Raw genomic sequence first — 16,505 nt, forward strand, 5'->3', positions numbered from 1 at the left:
CCTGCTTCGTTCAGCCCCCTCAATGCAGCACCACGCCATGTGCCACTCGCCCTACTCTTGAGGCAAAGGCCAGCCTGTGGTGCTGGCGCATGAATGGACCCTGCCATGACCCAGCTCACCGACCTGCCCCAGCTCGCCTCGCTTGACGCCGCCGACCGCGCGCACCTGATCCACCCTGTGTCTGCCTGGCGACTCCACGAGCAGCGCGGCCCCACGGTGCTGTCGTCGGGCCGTGGCGCCTGGCTGACCGACTCCAGCGGCCACGAAGTGCTCGACGCCTTCGCCGGGCTGTGGTGCGTCAACGTGGGCTACGGCCAGGAAAGCGTGGTGCAGGCCGCCGCCGAGCAGATGCGCCGCCTGCCCTACGCCACCGGCTATTTCCATTTCAGCAGCGAGCCGGCCATCCGCCTGGCCGAAAAGCTGGTGCAAATCACGCCCCGGTCGCTGAACCACGTCTACCTCACCCTCGGCGGCTCCGAGGCCGTGGATACGGCGGTGCGTTTCATCACGCAATACTTCAACGCCATCGGGCGCCCGTCGAAGAAGCACTTTATCTCGCTGGAACGCGGCTACCACGGCTCCTCGTCCACGGGCGCCGGTCTCACCGCCCTGCCCGCATTCCACCGCGGCTTCGACCTGCCGCTGCCGACGCAGCACTACATCCCCTCGCCCAATCCTTACCGCGCTGCCGACCCCACCGATGCGCAAGGCATCATCGGCGCCTCGGTGGCGGCACTGCGCGCCAAGGTCGCCGAGCTGGGGGCGGACAATGTGGCCGCGTTCTTCTGCGAGCCGATCCAGGGCTCGGGCGGGGTGATCGTGCCGCCCAAGGGCTGGCTCAGGGCCATGCGCGACGCGGCGCGCGAGCTGGACATTCTCTTCGTGGTCGACGAGGTCATCACCGGCTTCGGCCGCACCGGCCCCATGTTTGCCTGCGAGGCCGAAGACGTCGCGCCGGACATCCTGACCCTGGCCAAGGGGCTCACGGCCGGCTACGTCCCCATGGGCGCAACGCTGATCTCCGACCAGGTCTATGCCGGCATCGCCGACGGAGCACCCGGCGCGGCGCCCATCGGCCACGGTGCCACCTATTCGGCCCACCCCGTGAGTGCGGCAGTGGCGCTGGAAGTCCTGCGCCTGTATGAGGAAGGGGGCATCCTGGCCAATGGCCAGCTTGGCGCGGCCGCCTTCGCAGCCGGGCTGGATGCGCTGCGCAGCCATCCGCTGGTGGGCGACTCGCGCCATCGCGGCCTGCTGGGCGCGCTGGAGCTGGTGAGCGACAAGGCCAGCAAACGTGGCTTCGACCCATCACTGGGCCTGTCCGATCGCATTGCCTCGACCGCCTACCAGAACGGCATCGTGTTCCGCGCCTTCGCCGACAACATTCTCGGCTTTGCCCCGGCGCTGACGTACACCGAGGCCGAGTTCGAGCTGATGTTCGCGCGCCTGAAGAAGACGCTCGACGACGTGCTGGCCGTTCCGGAAGTGCGCGCCGCGCTCGCGAGCTGACATCGCTCATCAAAACGTACTGTCCGGTCAGATCATTGTTTCCAAACCAACGCTGAGCCGCCTATGCACGACGACGCCCATCCACAGCCCGCGCGATTCGTGCGGCTGGCAGAATCCGACCGTCCCGCCATCACACTGCGGATCGATGGCCGCAGTACCACCGCGCTGGCGGGCGACACCGTGCTGGTCGCGCTGCTGCTGCATGGCCGGCGCGTACGCGACAGCGAGTTCGGCGACGGCCCGCGCGCGGGCTTCTGCCTGATGGGAGCCTGCCAGGACTGCTGGGTGTGGACACCCGCCGGCGAGCGCCTGCGCGCCTGTTCCACGCCTGCCGAGGCCGGCATGGAGTTGCTGACCCGGCCACCCGCGCACCACTGGCCCGTGACACAGGACCTGCAGGAATCGCTCGAGCGCCACGCGCCGGGAGCCACCGTATGAGCGCGCCCTCGACATTGCCTCGCATCGTCGTGGTCGGCACCGGCCCCGCCGGCGTACGCGCAGCCCAGGCATTGGTGCAGGCAGGGCTGCGTCCAACCGTCGTCGATGAAGGCCGGCGCGACGGCGGCCAGATCTACCGGCGCCAGCCCGAAGGCTTCAAGCGCCCATACGCCAAGCTCTATGGCACCGAGGCGGACAAGGCACAGGCGCTGCACCGCGACTTCGACGCACTGCGCGCGCAGGTCGACTATCGCCCCGACACCCTGGCGTGGAACCTGACCGAAGGTGAGCTGCACGTCGTGCGCGAGGGCGAGCCGCAGACGCTTCCCTTCGACGCACTGCTGGTGTGCTCCGGCGCCACCGACCGGCTCATGCCGGTGCCCGGCTGGCACCGCGCCGGCTGCTACAGCCTGGGCGCTTCCCAGATCGCGCTGAAGGCACAGGCCTGCGCCATCGGTACGCAAGTCGTCTTCCTCGGTAGCGGGCCGCTGCTCTACCTGGTGGCCTCGCAGTACGTGCAGGCCGGCGCGCGCGTGGCGGCGGTACTCGACACGTCCCCCGCTAATAAATCCTGGGGCGCCATCGCAGGGCTGCTGGCGCGCCCGCGCCTCGCGCTGCGCGGGCTCGGACTGATCCGCGGCCTCAAGTCTGCCGGCGTACCGGTACTGCAGGGCGTGACCCCGCTGGCCATCGACGGCGACGACCGCCTTGGCGTGCAGGCCGTGGCCGTGCGCGATGCGCGCGGGCGCGAGCAGCGCTTCGAGTGCGACGCCGCCGGCCTGGGCTGGCACCTGCGCGCCGAGACGCAACTGGCCGACCTCGCCCGCTGCGAGTTCGCCTTCGAACCCGTGAGCCGCCAGTGGCTGCCGCGCATCGATGAGGACGGCCGCAGCAGCACACGCGGCGTCTACCTGGCCGGCGATGGTGCGCGCATCCTCGGCGCAGATGGGGCCGAGGCCGCGGGCCGGCTCGCGGCGCTGGCGGCGCTGGCCGACCTGGGGCATGAGCGCGGCCGCGCGCAATATGCCGCGGAATCGGCCGCCCTGCGCCGCACGCTGGACCAGATGGACCGCTTCCGCCAGGGGCTGGCGCGCGCCTTCCCGTGGCCGCACGCGCAGGCCGCCGCTCTGCCCGATGCCGCGATGGTATGCCGCTGCGAGGCCGTGACGGTGGGCGAGCTGCGCCGCTGCGTGACCGAACTGGACAGCCAGGAAGTCAATCGGGCCAAGGCCTTCAGCCGCGTTGGCATGGGCCGCTGCCAGGGCCGCTTCTGTGGCCATGCCGCGGCAGAGATCGTGGCGCAGGCCTGCGGCATCCCGGTCGAGCAAGTTGGTCGCCTGCGCGCGCAGGCACCGGTCAAACCTTTGATGATGAATACACGCGAGGAGCAGGCATGAGCAGCACGGCAACGAAGACACACGACGCCGATGTGCTGGTGCTCGGTGGCGGCCTGATGGGCACCACCACCGCCTTCTTCCTGCGCCAGCATGGCCTCTCGGTCGTGCTGCTGGAACGCGAGCTGGTTGGCCGCCAGGCCAGCGGCACCAACTTCGGCAATGTGCGCCGGCAGGGACGCGCGCTGCACCAGATGCCGCTGGCCAACCAGGCACGCGCCGTCTGGGGCCGTGTGAAGGAACTGCTGGGCGAAGACCTCGAGTTCGTCCCGTACGGCCACCTGCGCGTGTGCTACACCGAACAGCAGGCCGCGGTGCTCGAGCAGCACGCGCGCGACGTGAAGCCGCTCGGGCTGGACCTGGAGCTTTTCAGCGCGGAGCAGTTGCGCCGGCGCTGGGGCATCTTCGCGCCCGGCGTGGTGGCGGGATCGTATTCGCCGCAGGATGGCCATGCCAACCCGCGCCTGGCCGGCCCGGCCTTCGCGCGCGCCGCGCGCCGCGCCGGCGCGCAGATCGTCGAGCATGCCGAGGTGATGCAGGTCGAGCGCGACGCCAATGGCTTCGTCGCCCACACCGCCGATGGCCGGCGCTTTCGCGCACCGCAGATGCTGGTGGCATGCGGCGCCTGGTCCAACCGCATGGCCGAGCAGTTCGGCGAGGCCGTGCCGCTGGACGCGCGCGGCCCGCAGATGGGTGTGACCGAGCCGCTGCCCTATGCCATCGGCCCCTCCATCGGTCTGTCTTCGCCGATCGAGCACGAGGGCCTGTACTTCCGCCAGATCTCGCGCGGCAACATCGTCTTCGGCGGTGGCCTCAAGGGGCCGGCGTACACCGACCGCATTCGCGCCTACGTGAAGCCCGACAACGTGCTGCGCCAGCTACGCGAACTGCGCCGCTTCGTGCCGGCCTTCGAGCATGTGCAACTGATTCGCGTGTGGAGCGGCATCGAAGGCTACACCGCCGACTGGCAGCCGGTCATCGGCCCCAGCGCCAGGGTGGCGGGCCTGCACTACGCCTTCGGCTTCAATGGCGAGGGCTTTGCGATCAGCCCGGGCGTGGGCGAAACCATGGCGGAGCTGATCGCCACGGGCCGTACGTCGATTCCGCTCGAGCCTTATGCCATCGGGCGCTTTGCTCGTGAGCAAGTGCTGCAGGAAACGAGCTGATCCAGGTTATCGCAACACAGCCTGACAAAGCCTGCGTGCCGCCGGTTTTCTCCCCTCTCCCGCTTGCGGGAGAGGGGCCGGGGGTGAGGGCAGGCGCTGGCAATACCGACGCGCGTTACTTCGTTGATGCTCCAGCCCTCACCCCCACCCCTCTCCCACTTCGCGGGAGAGGGGAGCGTTTGCGCGAGTTCGCGACTCTGTCAGATGCACGAGCGTGAGATGCGCGGCTTTCGTCCCCGCTCGCGTGCTGCCTATTTCAGAATCACATAGACCTTTCGCAGGGTGCCCTGGATCTCCCAGATGCCGGTCGTGTTCGCCGGGAAGAACAGCGTGTCGCCGGCCTTGATCCGGATCGGCGTGCCACCCGTCGGCGTGAACAGGCACTCACCGGCAAGGATGTGCATGACTTCCGCTTCCGCCACTTGGCGTTCGTAGGAGCCGACCGTGCATTCCCACAGGCCGGTCCGGTTCTGTCCGGCCCCCTCGAGATCAACCTTGAAGCTGCTGGTGCGGCACGGCGGTTGGCTTAACGGTCTGCCGACAGGACCGTCGTCGGTCAGGTCGCTGCAAGTCACGGATTGCGGAATGATAGTGATGGGCATGGAGATCAGGGAGCGAGAGAGGGGAAAAGAGACGGGACGAGCAAGGGCGGTGCGACACCGCCCCGGATGGGACTGCCTTACTGGTTGTCCTCGACCGCATCCGCCAGTTGTGCCAGCGAATGGAAGTGGTAGTCCGGCTTGGTCAGCTCCGGCACTTCCATGGTGCCGCCGAATCCCTTCTGCGCATGACGGCGCTCGATCCAGCAGGTCTTCAGCCCCAGCTTCTTCGCAATGCCGATGTCGTGGTATTGGCTCTGCGCCACGTGAAGGTTGTCCTGCTGCTTGAAACCCCATTTGCCGTCATAGCGGCCACGCGCATAGGCGAAGTACTGAGGATCGGGCTTTTCCGTCAGGGCATCGTCACAGGTGACGGTGTCGTCGAACGGGAAGTCCAGCGTCTTTTCGAAGTGCGTCAGCGCCCAGCGCTGGGCGTTGGTCATCGCCACCAGCTTGAAATGCTTGCGCAGGCGCTTCAGCGCCTCGACCGAATCCGGGAACGCCTTCCAGTTGACAACAGAGTCCCGCAGGCCGCGGGCGAGTTCGTCGGAGTCCGGCAAGCCAAGGCTCTGTGCCATCAGGTGCCAGCAACGTTCCAGGTCATCGGGATACCACATCGTCTTGTCAGCGGCGCGGGTGCGGCGGTAGGCGGCGAGGAAATCCTCATCGCTGATGGTGCTGTCGGGCACGGTGCGACGGAAGTAGTCGAGCATCCCGCCCTCGAAGTCAATCAGCGTGCCAACCACGTCGAACGTAAGTACCTTGAAGTCTTTGAGTGCCATGAAATACCTCTACCAGGAAAGAAGAGAAAAAAGCAGGTCGCATACGGCAGCGACCGCGGTGCCAGACATCGAAACGCGTTTAGTGGTCGCTCACGACACCATGTCCTTGAGCTTGAAGTACAAACCGACGGCGGGAAGGAACCACGGCGGCCCCACATGACCCGGGATCGCCGGCCAGTCGCGCGTACGCCAGGGATTGGCCTCGGTCTCCCCCGCCATCACGCGGGCCATGCGCTGGCCCATCAGCACAGACATCTGCGTGCCGTGCCCGCTGAATCCCATCGCGTAGTAGAGGCCGTCGCGCTCGCCGGCGTGCGGCAGGCGGTCTTGCGTCATGTCGACCAGTCCGCCCCAGCAGTGCGTGATCGCCACGTCGGCAAGCTGCGGAAAGGCTTCCAGCATGGTTGCGCGCAGGATTTCACCGCTGCGGGTATCGGACTGCGGTGGCGAGGCGGTAAAGCGCGCCCGGCCGCCGAACAGCAAACGGTCGTCAGGCGTGAGACGGAAATAGTTGTGCAGGTTCGCGGTCGTGACATAGGTACGCCGCTCCGACAGCAGTGCCTGCGCGCGGGCACGCCCCAGCGGCTCCGTGGCCATGACAAAGCTGCCGATGGGAACGATGCGCCGGCGGATCCATCCGAAGCTGCGGTAACCGCCGTGCTGCGTGGTGCCGGTGGCCAACAGCACCTGATTGGCCTGTACCGTTCCGCGGGTCGTGTACAGGCGGTGTCCCTGCGTCTGCCCGATACGCTCGATCTTCTCCACGGCCGTGCGCAGATGAATCTGCGCGCCCTGGCGCGCGGCTGCCTGCGCCAGTCCGTGGGCAAAGCGGCCCATATGCATCTGGCCGCTCTTGCGGTACAGCAGCCCGCCGGCGTAGCGGTCGCTGGCAACTTCCTGCCTGACGCGGCTTGCGCTGAGGAGCTCCACATCCGGATCCACGCCGGAACTCACGAGCTGTTCGCAGCTACGCGCCAGCATGTCGTAATGCTCTGGCCGCGAGGCGAGCTTGAGCTTGCCATGGCGAACGAAATCGCAGTCGATGCCCTCATCCCGAATCAGCGCCTCCACGGCGTCCACGCCGGCGTCGTACGCGTGGTACCACTCGCGCGCCTGGTCGGCGCCCACGCGCGCGGCAAGCGTGGCGTAGTCGACGGCCAGGCCGTTGTTGACATGGCCGCCGTTGCGGCCGGACGCTTCCGCTGCAATGGAATCCTGCGCTTCCAGGACCACGACATTCGCCCCTTGCCTGGCCAGCGCCAGGGCCGCGGACAAGCCGCAGAAGCCGGCGCCGACGATCGCTACGTCGACTTTGGCCGGCAGCTCAGACGCCGAGGTCGGGAACGGGGCAATGCCATCGTGCCAATAGCTGTCAGCAGAGACATGCTCTCCCGACCGGGTGCGATCTGACAGGATGCCATTTCGGGTGATGAGAACGTTCCCCGATTCGCCGGGGCCGGGTGATGCTTGCGCCGGTTCTTGCCGGACCGTGCTGACGCTCAATGTAATAGGCTTGGTGACGAAGGCCTCGCCTCTCTTCTCGCCGGAAAAATCGACCGCCGATAACCCCATGTGACGCACAGACACGGCATTGCTCCGATAATCCGTTGTACGATGCACAAAGTGTAGGGAGCCCCCGCCAGCACGACAACTTCCTAATTGTTGGGGCGAACATAATCTGAGGTTATGGCAGATTTCCGGCGAAAACTTCCCAGCGCGAACGCCCTGTTCGTTTTCGAGGCCGCCGGGCGGTGTGGCAGCCTGACCAAAGCTGCCGCCGAGCTCTATGTCAGCCAGCCGGCTGTCAGCCGGATGCTGGCGCGCATGGAAGACCGCATGGGCGTGCAGTTGTTCGATCGGGTACGCGGCGGTGTCGAACTGACTGAGAATGGCCGCCTGCTACATCGCGCCATCACCGAAGGCTTCAACGTCATCCAGGCGTCGATCAGCGAGATTGAAGCGCGCGCAACAGGAATGGAGACCGTCACGCTCTCCGTTTCAACGGCCTTTACGACGCACTGGATCATGCCGCGCATGGAGAAGCTGCGGCGGGACTTCCCCGGCGTCGACCTGCGGTTCCAGCTGATCTCCGGCAAGGTGGGCGGGCCGATGCATGACGTCGACCTGGGGCTGCGCTTTTTCTCCCCCGGTGAAGCACCGTCGAACAGCGTGCTGCTGATGCCGGAAATCATCCTGCCGCTATGCAGCCCGGCATACCGGGACGATACCGGCCGCGACAGCGATGTGCTCATCAACCTGACCGACAGCAACCGGGACTGGCCGACGCTCTTCCCCGAGCTCGGTCAACGCAGCCGGGACTTGTACAACCTGAACTTCTCCGACTACTCGATCGTCGTGCAGACAGCAATGCTCGGCCAGGGCATTGCGCCGGGCTGGCTCAACGTTGTCACCCATTGGATGAGGCTGGGTGCGCTGGTGCCGGCTATCGAGCAGGTCCATGTTGCGAACAGGCAATGTTGTCTGGTGCAACAGGCGAACCCCTCTCCCCGCCCCACCGTCACCAGACTGCGCGACTGGATCCTCGAGGAAACGTATCAGGATCTGAAGGATATCGACCGCATGTATCCCGGCCTCGGTCTGTTGAAGCTCTCGAGGCGCACGCCGTAGTGAGGCTCTGGTTGGTGGTGGTCGAAGGCAAGACCGCACAACTGAGCAGGAGGCGGCAACCCAGGGCGCAGGCTATCCATGGATGCTTTTAGGCTACCTGGCGGTGCTCCAGCTTTGGTCGTCTCGCTATCGCATGGCTCGCGCTGCTTGCGGCGCCAAATGCACTTTCACTGACGAACCAGCTAACGGCTACGGTTCGGCCCAGATTCGGCCGTTGGCGGTCCCTTCGCAATCGACATTCAAGGGCCGGCTGCCCCCTGACAGCACACGCCTACCCGCTGCAGACGCCGGACGCGGCATCGATCCTCGCTGTCGTCCGGCGTCCCACTACGCGTATTTATCGCCGACCGTACTACGGATCGGATGTGTATCGTAGACGATGACCATCCGCTCGATCAGTCCGTTCACGTCGAACTCGAACACGTCGACACATTCGAAGCGCACAGCGGATCCGTCTTTCAACATCCAGTCGTAGATAAAGTAACCAGTCGCACGTCGAGCTCCTGTCGTGCTCACACAGACGTCGATGGGCGTAATCGTGCTGCGGCCTGACGCTTCACTGACTTTGGCAAAGAATGGCGCAGGCGCCATCCAGCCGAGAAACGGCGAGAAAATCCGCGCATCCGGTGTGAACAACGCACAGATGGCAGCGACATCACCGCGCTCCAACAACCCGAGGTAGGCGCGAACTTGCTGCGTGTATAGCGCTTCCGGTGGTGTGACCACAGCAATCCTCCGATCATTCGTTGAAAACGCACGGGAGACCAACAGCCGGCAATTCTCCGGCACGTTGCGATCGAGTGACCCTTACTGGCCGGCACCTCCAGCGCGGCATCGATGATGACCTGCTTCATCTATGCAGGCAGTGCTTTGGGTAATTTGTGCTTTGCCATCAAGGACCATTCTTGCTGTTGCAAGATATCATGCGGCGCCACATGATTGGGCATCCAGAGGCGTCAGTTCTGAAGCAAGACGTCTAGAAATCGGTCCACGATCAGATTTTTCCTTCGGCCCTTCCGCGTCGCGACGCCGAGTGTCACTACGAAGTGCATCGCTTTGGGGGCCAGCGTTGCGAGCATGCCCTTCTCCACCCAAGTTGCGGCGAAATGGTCCGGCAGGAAGCCAATATACTCACCCGTGAGAATCAAAAAAGCAATGCCTTCGCGGTCCGTCGCCGTTGCCGCGCAATTCAAGTCCTGGTGCAATTGCATGGCCTCAGGACTCATACGATAGCTCGGCGCCACGGCCAGCTCCTCTCGCAAGTCGGCCACGGACACCTTCTTCGCCGACGCAAACAGTCGATGGTTTCGACTGCAATAGAGCTGTGAGCGCTCTTCGTACAACGGACTGTAGTCCAGCGTTGAGAGGGTGGTGAGCATTGGCAAGGCCCCAACATGTAGACGGCCATCCAGCAGACCTCGCTCAATCTCGCTAGGCGTACTCATGCTGATATTGATGCGCACGCCATCACTCTGGCGCCGGATCGCCTTCAGGGCGTCCGTGATGCGCATCTTCGGCTGCGTCACCAGGTTGTTCATGAGCCCAATGTTGAGTTCTCCGCGAAGGCTCTGATGCAACTGATTCACCTCGGTGCGGAAGCCTTCGATGGCGGCAAGCACGGCCTCCCCTGCCCGGAGTACCTCGCGCCCTTCGTCCGTTAGAGCAAATCCCGCGCGCCCGCGTTGGCACAGCCGGACGCCGAGCCGTTTCTCAAGGTCACTCATATGAAGGCTAATCGCCGACCGTGTGATTCCTAACGTACTTTCCGCGGCAGTGAAGCTACCTACTTCTGCAACCGTCCGAAAAACCCGGAGTAGCCGGAGGTCGAAGTCCGTGACCTGTGAAAGCGGAAGCTTCTTCATAGGTGAGTAAATCAATAAGTAATCGTGAGAAGAATTGTATTTTACTCACACAAGGAAACGACCACACTCCAGCATGTAGACCCTCTTCAAAGGAAGCCTCCGTGAACCCCTCTACCGCCCACGCCCTCAAGAAAAAAAACGAGCTGAACCTCAGCGCTCACTGGATGCCGTTCAGCGCGAACCGCAGCTTTCTTCAGGCCCCGCGTCTGATCGTCGCAGCTGAGGGGCGTTACCTGATTGACGCCGATGGTCGCAAGGTCTTCGACGGGTTGTCGGGTCTGTGGACGTGCGGTGCCGGCCATAGCCGGAAAGAGATTCAAGAAGCCGTGGCAAGCCAGTTGGGAACCCTGGACTATGCGCCTGCATTCCAGTTCGGCCACCCGCTGTCGTTCACACTCGCCGAGCGCATCGTGGACATGATGCCTGGCAACCTGAAGCACGTCTTCTACACCAACTCCGGCTCGGAATGTGCCGATACGGCCGTGAAGATGGCGCGCGCATACTGGAGGTTGAAGGGCCAGCCGGCAAAGACCAAGCTCATTGGCCGAGCCCGCGGCTATCACGGCGTGAACGTCGCAGGCACGAGCCTGGGGGGCATCGGTGGCAACAGGAAGACGTTTGGTCAGCTGATGGACGTGGACCACCTGCCGCACACGCTCCAGGCAGATTGTGCGTTCACCAAGGGCCAGGCCGAGACCGGCGGCGTCGAGCTTGCCAACGAGCTGCTCAAGCTCATCGAACTGCACGACGCATCGAACATCGCGGCCGTCATTGTGGAGCCGATGTCGGGTTCCGCCGGCGTCATTGTTCCTCCCAAGGGTTACCTCCAGCGTCTGCGCGAAATCTGCGACCAGCACGGCATCTTGCTGATTTTCGATGAGGTCATCACGGGATTCGGCCGCATGGGCGAGGCGACCGGAGCGGAGTTCTTCGGCGTCACCCCCGACCTGATGAATGTCGCAAAGCAGCTGACCAACGGCGCAATCCCCATGGGCGCGGTCATCGCGTCGAGCGAAATCTACGAGACGTTTATGAACCAGTCGGCTCCGCAGCATGCCGTCGAGTTCGCACACGGCTACACGTACTCAGCCCACCCCGTCGCTTGCGCCGCTGGCCTGGCTACGCTGGACCTGCTCAAGCGTGAGAGCCTGATTCAGAAGGCTGCCGACCTGGCTCCCCATTTCGAGCAAGCAATTCACGGCATCCGCGGTGCAAAGCACGTCGTCGACATCCGCAACTGCGGCCTGGCCGGAGCGATCCAGCTGGCTCCGCGCGACGGTGACGCGACCATCCGCCCGTTTGAGGCCGGCCTTGCGCTGTGGAGGAAGGGCTTCTACGTCCGCTTTGGCGGCGACACGCTCCAGTTTGGTCCGGCGTTTAACACCACGACCAACGAGCTCGACGTCATGTTTGACGCCGTCGGCTCTGTCATCGAGACCCTTGCCTGAGGCAATTCGGGCCCCAGCCTTTTCAGCAACTCCCAATTCAGTATGAACACCATCCCGCATTTCATTAATGGCGAGCGTATCGTAGGCGAAGGCCGCCCCTCGTCGGTCTACAACCCGTCCACCGGCGAAGTCACCGGTCAGATTGTCCTGGCAGATTCCGCCACCCTGAGGCAGGCCATCCTGACCGCCAAGGCAGCATTCCCGGCATGGCGCAATACGCCCCCGGCGAAGCGGGCGCAGGTGCTGTTCCGCTTCAAGCAATTGCTGGAGGAGAACGAAAAGGCCATCGTCGAGCTCATCAGCCAGGAACACGGCAAGACCATCGAAGACGCTGCCGGCGAACTCAAGCGCGGCATCGAGAACGTGGAGTACGCGTGCGGGGCTCCCGAACTGCTCAAGGGCGAATACAACCGCAACGTAGGCCCGAACATCGACGCCTGGAGTGACTTCCAACCGCTGGGCGTGGTTGCCGGCATCACTCCGTTCAACTTCCCGGCGATGGTGCCGCTGTGGATGTACCCGCTTGCCATCGCTTGCGGCAACACCTTTGTACTGAAACCGTCCGAGCGTGACCCCAGCTCGACGCTCATGATCGCCGAGCTCTTTTACATGGCGGGCCTGCCCAAGGGCGTCCTTAATGTGGTCAACGGCGACAAGGAAGCAGTCGATGCGCTGATTGAGCATCCCGACGTCAAGGCTCTGAGCTTTGTCGGGTCCACGCCGATTGCGGAGTACATCTATTCCGAAGGCACGAAGCGCGGCAAGCGTGTCCAGGCTCTTGGCGGCGCAAAGAACCATGCCGTCTTCATGCCGGACGCTGACCTGAACAGCGCCGTCAACGCACTGATGGGCGCTGCCTATGGCTCCTGCGGCGAGCGATGCATGGCAATCTCGGTTGCCGTGTGTGTCGGAGACGAGATTGCCGACGCACTCATCCAGAAGGTTGTTCCGCAGATTCAGGCGCTCAAGATTGGCCCGGGTACCTCGTGTGGGCTGGATATGGGTCCTCTGATCACGGCTGCCGCACTCGAACGAGTGACCGGATACATTGCAGCGGGTGAATCCGCCGGCGCCAAACTGCTGGTTGATGGTCGCGGCTTCAAAGTGGCTGGCCACGAGAATGGCTACTTCCTGGGCGGCACGCTGTTCGACAACGTCAGCACCGACATGACCATCTATAAGGATGAGATCTTCGGACCGGTACTATGCATCGTGCGCGTCAAGAGCCTTCAGGAAGCGATGCAGCTCATCAACGCCCACGAGTACGGCAACGGGACGTGCATCTTCACGCGCGATGGTGAATCTGCTCGCATCTTCTGCGACGAAATCGAAGTAGGCATGGTTGGCGTCAATGTTCCGCTGCCGGTGCCCGTGGCTTACCACAGCTTCGGTGGCTGGAAGCGTTCCCTGTTCGGTGACCTCCATGCCTACGGCCCGGACGGCGTGCGTTTCTACACCCGTCGCAAGGCAATCACCCAGCGCTGGCCCAAGCGCGAGAGCACCGAGAAGGCGCAATTCGCGTTCCCGAGCAACAGCTAACGCGTAGGAGGCGAAGCTAGGGCCGCAAGGCCCAGTTTTCGCCTCCACCCTCGTTGCCCGCGACAGGCAATAAGCGGTGGTACTCGGCTATCCAGCTCGCGATCGGCTATCAAACGGCGTCGTTCTTGCCGTGGAACAATCCTCATCAGCAGCAAGCCATGAAAGTCATAGTTTTGGGCGGTGGTATTATTGGAACCTGATCGCGCGCACCATCCAACAGGCACTGGCCGCCGAACTTCCCGCGGTGGGTAGCAGGCCACCAATGAGGTCTCGCAAGACGAGATGAGGGGGATCGCTTCACATGCCGTGAAGCTGTTGGTGTCTGAGTTTGGAACCTGAGCAGCGAAAGTCTGAATCCGGCCTGCTCTTGACCGAAGGCATGTGCTGCTCTGATCAGCTCAGTCAGTGCGGGGCTTGGCCCGGAGGACAGGCACAGGGCGGTGTTGCGGCCGCGCTGGAGCCAACTGTCAAGGCTTCGGCATCTCCGCACGTGCTACCGCAAGGCCATCGATGCCGCTTCGCCTCACTGAATCGGCAAGGAATCCGTCCTCACGCATGGCATCAAGGGCCGTGTTGATCAACGCCAACCGCTCCGGCCGATTCGAGGGGACCGCAATACTCTGCGCGACACCGAACAAGTTGTCGGGCAACATGCGCAGTTGCGGCTCATTGCCCGCACGGGATGCCAGGCGTTGGCGACCGCCGGCGAAAGCGTCAACGGTTCCCTCACGGAGCCAGCGGAAAGGCTCCTGCATCGTATAGTCCGATGTGGCGCGCACCCTGGCGAACTTCAAATGCTGCTGCAACCAGACGCCAACCGTGTCATCCGTGTTCACCCCAATCGTCCGGCCGGGCCGGTCGAGGTCTTTGACTGACACAAGCGGCGAGTCTGCCCGGACCAATGCGCTCTGCTGTACCAGCACATACGTTTGCGAAAAGAGAACGCCTGAACGATCACGATTCGGCGCCACAAAGCCGATATCCGCGCTGTCATTCTTGACTGCCTCCAGCACTGACGCGGCGGTAGGAAGCGGCATGATCGTGACAGATACGTTAGCCTTGCGGCCCAATTCGCGTGTTATGTCCGCGGCCACGCCGGTGAAGGTACCGGTGACAGCATCGTGTCGCGCCTGGGCGACGTTCGCGACGATGTAGGCGGCTCTCAGGGTCCCTGTTGGCGCGAGCGTGGCATTGGCTGCGGTGGCGTTGCCGGTTGGTATTGCTGCCAAAACCAGCAGCGCACGCAAGCGCCGGAGCGCCTTCGTTGCGTTTTGAATGATCGGCATAACGGTTCTCCAGTTGAAATGGAATGGGGAAAGTGAGCCGACATGCTTGCGCTCAAACCACCATCGGATTGAGAGCACCATCCATGGTAACCAGCGCGCCAGTCACGTAGCTTGCGCAATCCGACGCGAGGAACAACGCAGTCCGCGCAACTTCTTCCGGGTGGGCATATCTGCCGAGCGGAATCCGTTCCTCGTTCGCTTTCAGAAGCTCAGCCTCGGACTTTCCGGTAAGCCTGGATTCGGTCTCGAGTGCATTCTTGACCCGGTCGGTATAGGTGGCGCCGGGATTAATGGCATTGACGCGGATGTTGTGTTTGCCCCATGCATTGGCGAGTCCCGACGAGACCAGCATCAGCGCAGCATTCGCGGCGCCTCCAGGCAGATGGAGCGGACTGGCAATCTTCCCGCCCGTACCAATGATGTTGACAATGGCGCCCTGACGGCGCGCCACCATGGTCTTCAACGCTGCGTCGATCGCGTGCATGTACGTGAAGTACTTCGCATCCATTGCAGCTCGCCAGGCCCCGGCGTTCAGTTCCGCAGGCACTACGCGCTTTGCGCCGCCAGCGGAGTTAACCAGAACATCGACCGGGCCCAGCCGGCCCTCGATCGTTCGGAACGCAGCTTCCGCGCTGTCAGGGTCCTGCAGGTCGGCAGGCTCTGCGACCACTGCGTGTCCCGCCTGGCTCAGGGCATCCACTGCAGCGCGCAACCCGTCCGGGTTGCGGGAAATAATGCCAACCCTGGCACCCTCAGCCGCGAAAGCGTGCGCGCACGCCAGGCCGATCCCCCGGCTTCCGCCTGTGATGATGACAACCTTGTCTTTCAGATTGAGATCCATATCATTACTCCGTATTGATTTAAGAATCACTCGGCCTTGATGTTGGCTTCCTTGACGACCTTCGCCCACCTGGCTGTGTCGTTGTTGATGATTGTTGCCATTTCCTGTGGAGAACTGGGGCGTGCTTCGAGGCCCTGGGCCTCAAAGACGGCCTGCACGTCCTTCATCGCAAGTACCTTCTGCAGATCTGCGTTCGCCTTTTCGATCACCATCGCTGGCGTGCCCTTTGGTGCGACGAAGCCGGACCAAATATCCACGGAATAGCCTGGAACGGTCTCGGCTACCGCAGGAACATTGGGAAAGGACTGGTATCGCTTCGCGCCTGTGCCCGCGAGCAAACGCAGCTTTCCGGCCTTGATCATCGGAATCAGCGAATTGGCCTGGCTCAGGAAAACGTCGACGCGCCCGCCAAGCAGATCGGTCAGTGCAGCCTGGGAGCCTTTGTACGGGATGTGCCGGATCGACGTGCCGGTCATGCTTTTCAGCAACTCCAACGAGAAGTTCTGTGGCGATCCCGCGCCCCCCGATGCATAAGTGAGCTCGTTTGGCCTGGACTTTGCCAACGCCAGCAGCTCAGGCACGTTGTGGACCGGAAGGGATGGATTCACGACCAGAAGGTTCTGGACCGAAATCCCCATGCCAATCGGCGCAAAGTCCTTCTGCGCGTCATACGGTACCGGCCCAATCAGCGGAGCAAAGACGAGTACGCTGTTCGGAGCGACAAGCCAGGTATAACCGTCTGCTGGTGCGCGAGCCACCATCCTCGCGCCGACCGCCCCCCCGGCACCGGGATAGTTTTCCACCACCACCGGCTGCCCCCACATTTCCGTCAGTTTTTGCCCAACGGTTCGCGCAAGCAGATCCGGACTTCCCCCTGCGGTGAACGGGACGATGACGCGCACGGGCTTTGACGGAAAGACCGGGTCCTGTGCCAGCGCCCCGGACACCGCAATAAGACAACAAGGCACGATGGCGCACAGCTTCAGCAAATTGCGACGAATCATGACGACTCT

The 16,505-nt window shown here is 63.6% G+C and carries 15 protein-coding genes; 7 read left to right on the forward strand and 8 right to left on the reverse strand.

What is annotated here, in order from left to right; all coding sequences use genetic code 11:
* Positions 1–105 precede the first annotated feature (105 nt).
* The 4 genes from ACW4E8_RS21300 (at position 106) to ACW4E8_RS21315 (ending at position 4,507) form a co-directional block, all read left to right on the forward strand.
* Positions 106–1,509: an aminotransferase class III-fold pyridoxal phosphate-dependent enzyme gene (locus ACW4E8_RS21300; RefSeq protein WP_456806357.1), complete on the forward strand. Its 1,404-nt coding sequence runs from the start codon at positions 106–108 to the stop codon at positions 1,507–1,509.
* A 63-nt stretch (positions 1,510–1,572) separates the two neighbouring features.
* Positions 1,573–1,947 (forward strand): (2Fe-2S)-binding protein, encoded by a 375-nt coding sequence (locus ACW4E8_RS21305; RefSeq protein ID WP_456806358.1) that lies wholly within the window; start codon positions 1,573–1,575, stop codon positions 1,945–1,947.
* The gene (locus tag ACW4E8_RS21310; protein WP_456806359.1) at positions 1,944–3,344 is read left to right on the forward strand and encodes an FAD-dependent oxidoreductase; all 1,401 of its coding nucleotides are present in this window, start codon (positions 1,944–1,946) and stop codon (positions 3,342–3,344) included. Before ACW4E8_RS21305 ends, ACW4E8_RS21310 begins: the two co-directional genes overlap by 4 nt.
* Positions 3,341–4,507, forward strand: a complete 1,167-nt coding sequence (locus ACW4E8_RS21315) for an NAD(P)/FAD-dependent oxidoreductase (RefSeq protein ID WP_456806360.1) — start codon at positions 3,341–3,343, stop codon at positions 4,505–4,507. The genes ACW4E8_RS21310 and ACW4E8_RS21315 overlap by 4 nt, the downstream gene beginning before the upstream one ends.
* A 251-nt stretch (positions 4,508–4,758) precedes the next feature.
* On the opposite strand, the gene ACW4E8_RS21320 is transcribed toward ACW4E8_RS21315, so the two are convergent.
* The 3 genes from ACW4E8_RS21320 to ACW4E8_RS21330 form a co-directional block, all read right to left on the reverse strand.
* Positions 4,759–5,109 (reverse strand): cupin domain-containing protein, encoded by a 351-nt coding sequence (locus ACW4E8_RS21320; protein ID WP_456806361.1) that lies wholly within the window; start codon positions 5,107–5,109, stop codon positions 4,759–4,761.
* Between the two features lie 77 nt (positions 5,110–5,186).
* Positions 5,187–5,888 carry an HAD-IA family hydrolase gene (locus tag ACW4E8_RS21325; protein ID WP_456806362.1) on the reverse strand — a complete coding sequence of 234 codons (702 nt, stop codon included), beginning with the start codon at positions 5,886–5,888 and terminating at the stop codon, positions 5,187–5,189.
* A gap of 90 nt (positions 5,889–5,978) precedes the next feature.
* The gene (locus ACW4E8_RS21330; RefSeq protein WP_456806363.1) at positions 5,979–7,475 is read right to left on the reverse strand and encodes an NAD(P)/FAD-dependent oxidoreductase; all 1,497 of its coding nucleotides are present in this window, start codon (positions 7,473–7,475) and stop codon (positions 5,979–5,981) included.
* Positions 7,476–7,574: 99 nt separating this feature from the next.
* On the opposite strand from ACW4E8_RS21330, the gene ACW4E8_RS21335 reads away from it, so the two are divergent.
* Positions 7,575–8,516 carry a LysR family transcriptional regulator gene (locus tag ACW4E8_RS21335; protein ID WP_456806364.1) on the forward strand — a complete coding sequence of 314 codons (942 nt, stop codon included), beginning with the start codon at positions 7,575–7,577 and terminating at the stop codon, positions 8,514–8,516.
* A 327-nt stretch (positions 8,517–8,843) separates the two neighbouring features.
* On the opposite strand, the gene ACW4E8_RS21340 is transcribed toward ACW4E8_RS21335, so the two are convergent.
* Both ACW4E8_RS21340 and ACW4E8_RS21345 read right to left on the reverse strand, forming a co-directional pair.
* Complete coding sequence (locus ACW4E8_RS21340) at positions 8,844–9,242, reverse strand: nuclear transport factor 2 family protein (protein WP_456806365.1); 399 nt, start codon at positions 9,240–9,242, stop codon at positions 8,844–8,846.
* 230 nt (positions 9,243–9,472) lie between these two features.
* Positions 9,473–10,378 carry a LysR family transcriptional regulator gene (locus ACW4E8_RS21345; protein WP_456806366.1) on the reverse strand — a complete coding sequence of 302 codons (906 nt, stop codon included), beginning with the start codon at positions 10,376–10,378 and terminating at the stop codon, positions 9,473–9,475.
* Between the two features lie 164 nt (positions 10,379–10,542).
* On the opposite strand from ACW4E8_RS21345, the gene ACW4E8_RS21350 reads away from it, so the two are divergent.
* Together ACW4E8_RS21350 and ACW4E8_RS21355 are read left to right on the forward strand one after the other, a co-directional pair.
* Positions 10,543–11,826 (forward strand): aminotransferase class III-fold pyridoxal phosphate-dependent enzyme, encoded by a 1,284-nt coding sequence (locus ACW4E8_RS21350; RefSeq protein WP_456806468.1) that lies wholly within the window; start codon positions 10,543–10,545, stop codon positions 11,824–11,826.
* A 42-nt stretch (positions 11,827–11,868) separates the two neighbouring features.
* The gene (locus ACW4E8_RS21355) at positions 11,869–13,365 is read left to right on the forward strand and encodes a CoA-acylating methylmalonate-semialdehyde dehydrogenase (protein ID WP_456806367.1); all 1,497 of its coding nucleotides are present in this window, start codon (positions 11,869–11,871) and stop codon (positions 13,363–13,365) included.
* Between the two features lie 467 nt (positions 13,366–13,832).
* Here the strand turns inward: ACW4E8_RS21355 and ACW4E8_RS21360 are convergent, their stop codons facing one another.
* The 3 genes from ACW4E8_RS21360 to ACW4E8_RS21370 are packed head-to-tail and all read right to left on the reverse strand — an operon-like array spanning position 13,833 to position 16,496.
* Entirely contained in the window at positions 13,833–14,651 is an 819-nt protein-coding gene (locus ACW4E8_RS21360) for a transporter substrate-binding domain-containing protein (RefSeq protein ID WP_456806368.1), read from the reverse strand.
* 52 nt (positions 14,652–14,703) lie between these two features.
* Positions 14,704–15,492: an SDR family NAD(P)-dependent oxidoreductase gene (locus ACW4E8_RS21365; RefSeq protein WP_456806369.1), complete on the reverse strand. Its 789-nt coding sequence runs from the start codon at positions 15,490–15,492 to the stop codon at positions 14,704–14,706.
* A gap of 26 nt (positions 15,493–15,518) precedes the next feature.
* A complete protein-coding gene (locus tag ACW4E8_RS21370) occupies positions 15,519–16,496 on the reverse strand; it encodes a Bug family tripartite tricarboxylate transporter substrate binding protein (protein WP_456806370.1) in 978 nt (325 codons plus the stop codon).
* Positions 16,497–16,505 lie beyond the last annotated feature (9 nt).

It is taken from the genome of Cupriavidus sp. CP313 (genome assembly GCF_054072015.1).

What these genes read in the sequence shown, in the direction of transcription:
- ACW4E8_RS21325 (WP_456806362.1), bottom strand. Translation starts at nt 5,888, where the DNA reads ATGGCACTCAAAGACTTCAAGGTACTTACGTTCGACGTGGTTGGCACG.
- ACW4E8_RS21345 (WP_456806366.1), bottom strand. Translation starts at nt 10,378, where the DNA reads ATGAAGAAGCTTCCGCTTTCACAGGTCACGGACTTCGACCTCCGGCTA.
- ACW4E8_RS21300 (WP_456806357.1), top strand. Translation starts at nt 106, where the DNA reads ATGACCCAGCTCACCGACCTGCCCCAGCTCGCCTCGCTTGACGCCGCC.
- ACW4E8_RS21350 (WP_456806468.1), top strand. Translation starts at nt 10,543, where the DNA reads ATGCCGTTCAGCGCGAACCGCAGCTTTCTTCAGGCCCCGCGTCTGATC.
- ACW4E8_RS21355 (WP_456806367.1), top strand. Translation starts at nt 11,869, where the DNA reads ATGAACACCATCCCGCATTTCATTAATGGCGAGCGTATCGTAGGCGAA.
- ACW4E8_RS21305 (WP_456806358.1), top strand. Translation starts at nt 1,573, where the DNA reads ATGCACGACGACGCCCATCCACAGCCCGCGCGATTCGTGCGGCTGGCA.
- ACW4E8_RS21335 (WP_456806364.1), top strand. Translation starts at nt 7,575, where the DNA reads ATGGCAGATTTCCGGCGAAAACTTCCCAGCGCGAACGCCCTGTTCGTT.
- ACW4E8_RS21315 (WP_456806360.1), top strand. Translation starts at nt 3,341, where the DNA reads ATGAGCAGCACGGCAACGAAGACACACGACGCCGATGTGCTGGTGCTC.
- ACW4E8_RS21310 (WP_456806359.1), top strand. Translation starts at nt 1,944, where the DNA reads ATGAGCGCGCCCTCGACATTGCCTCGCATCGTCGTGGTCGGCACCGGC.
- ACW4E8_RS21365 (WP_456806369.1), bottom strand. Translation starts at nt 15,492, where the DNA reads ATGGATCTCAATCTGAAAGACAAGGTTGTCATCATCACAGGCGGAAGC.
- ACW4E8_RS21360 (WP_456806368.1), bottom strand. Translation starts at nt 14,651, where the DNA reads ATGCCGATCATTCAAAACGCAACGAAGGCGCTCCGGCGCTTGCGTGCG.
- ACW4E8_RS21320 (WP_456806361.1), bottom strand. Translation starts at nt 5,109, where the DNA reads ATGCCCATCACTATCATTCCGCAATCCGTGACTTGCAGCGACCTGACC.
- ACW4E8_RS21370 (WP_456806370.1), bottom strand. Translation starts at nt 16,496, where the DNA reads ATGATTCGTCGCAATTTGCTGAAGCTGTGCGCCATCGTGCCTTGTTGT.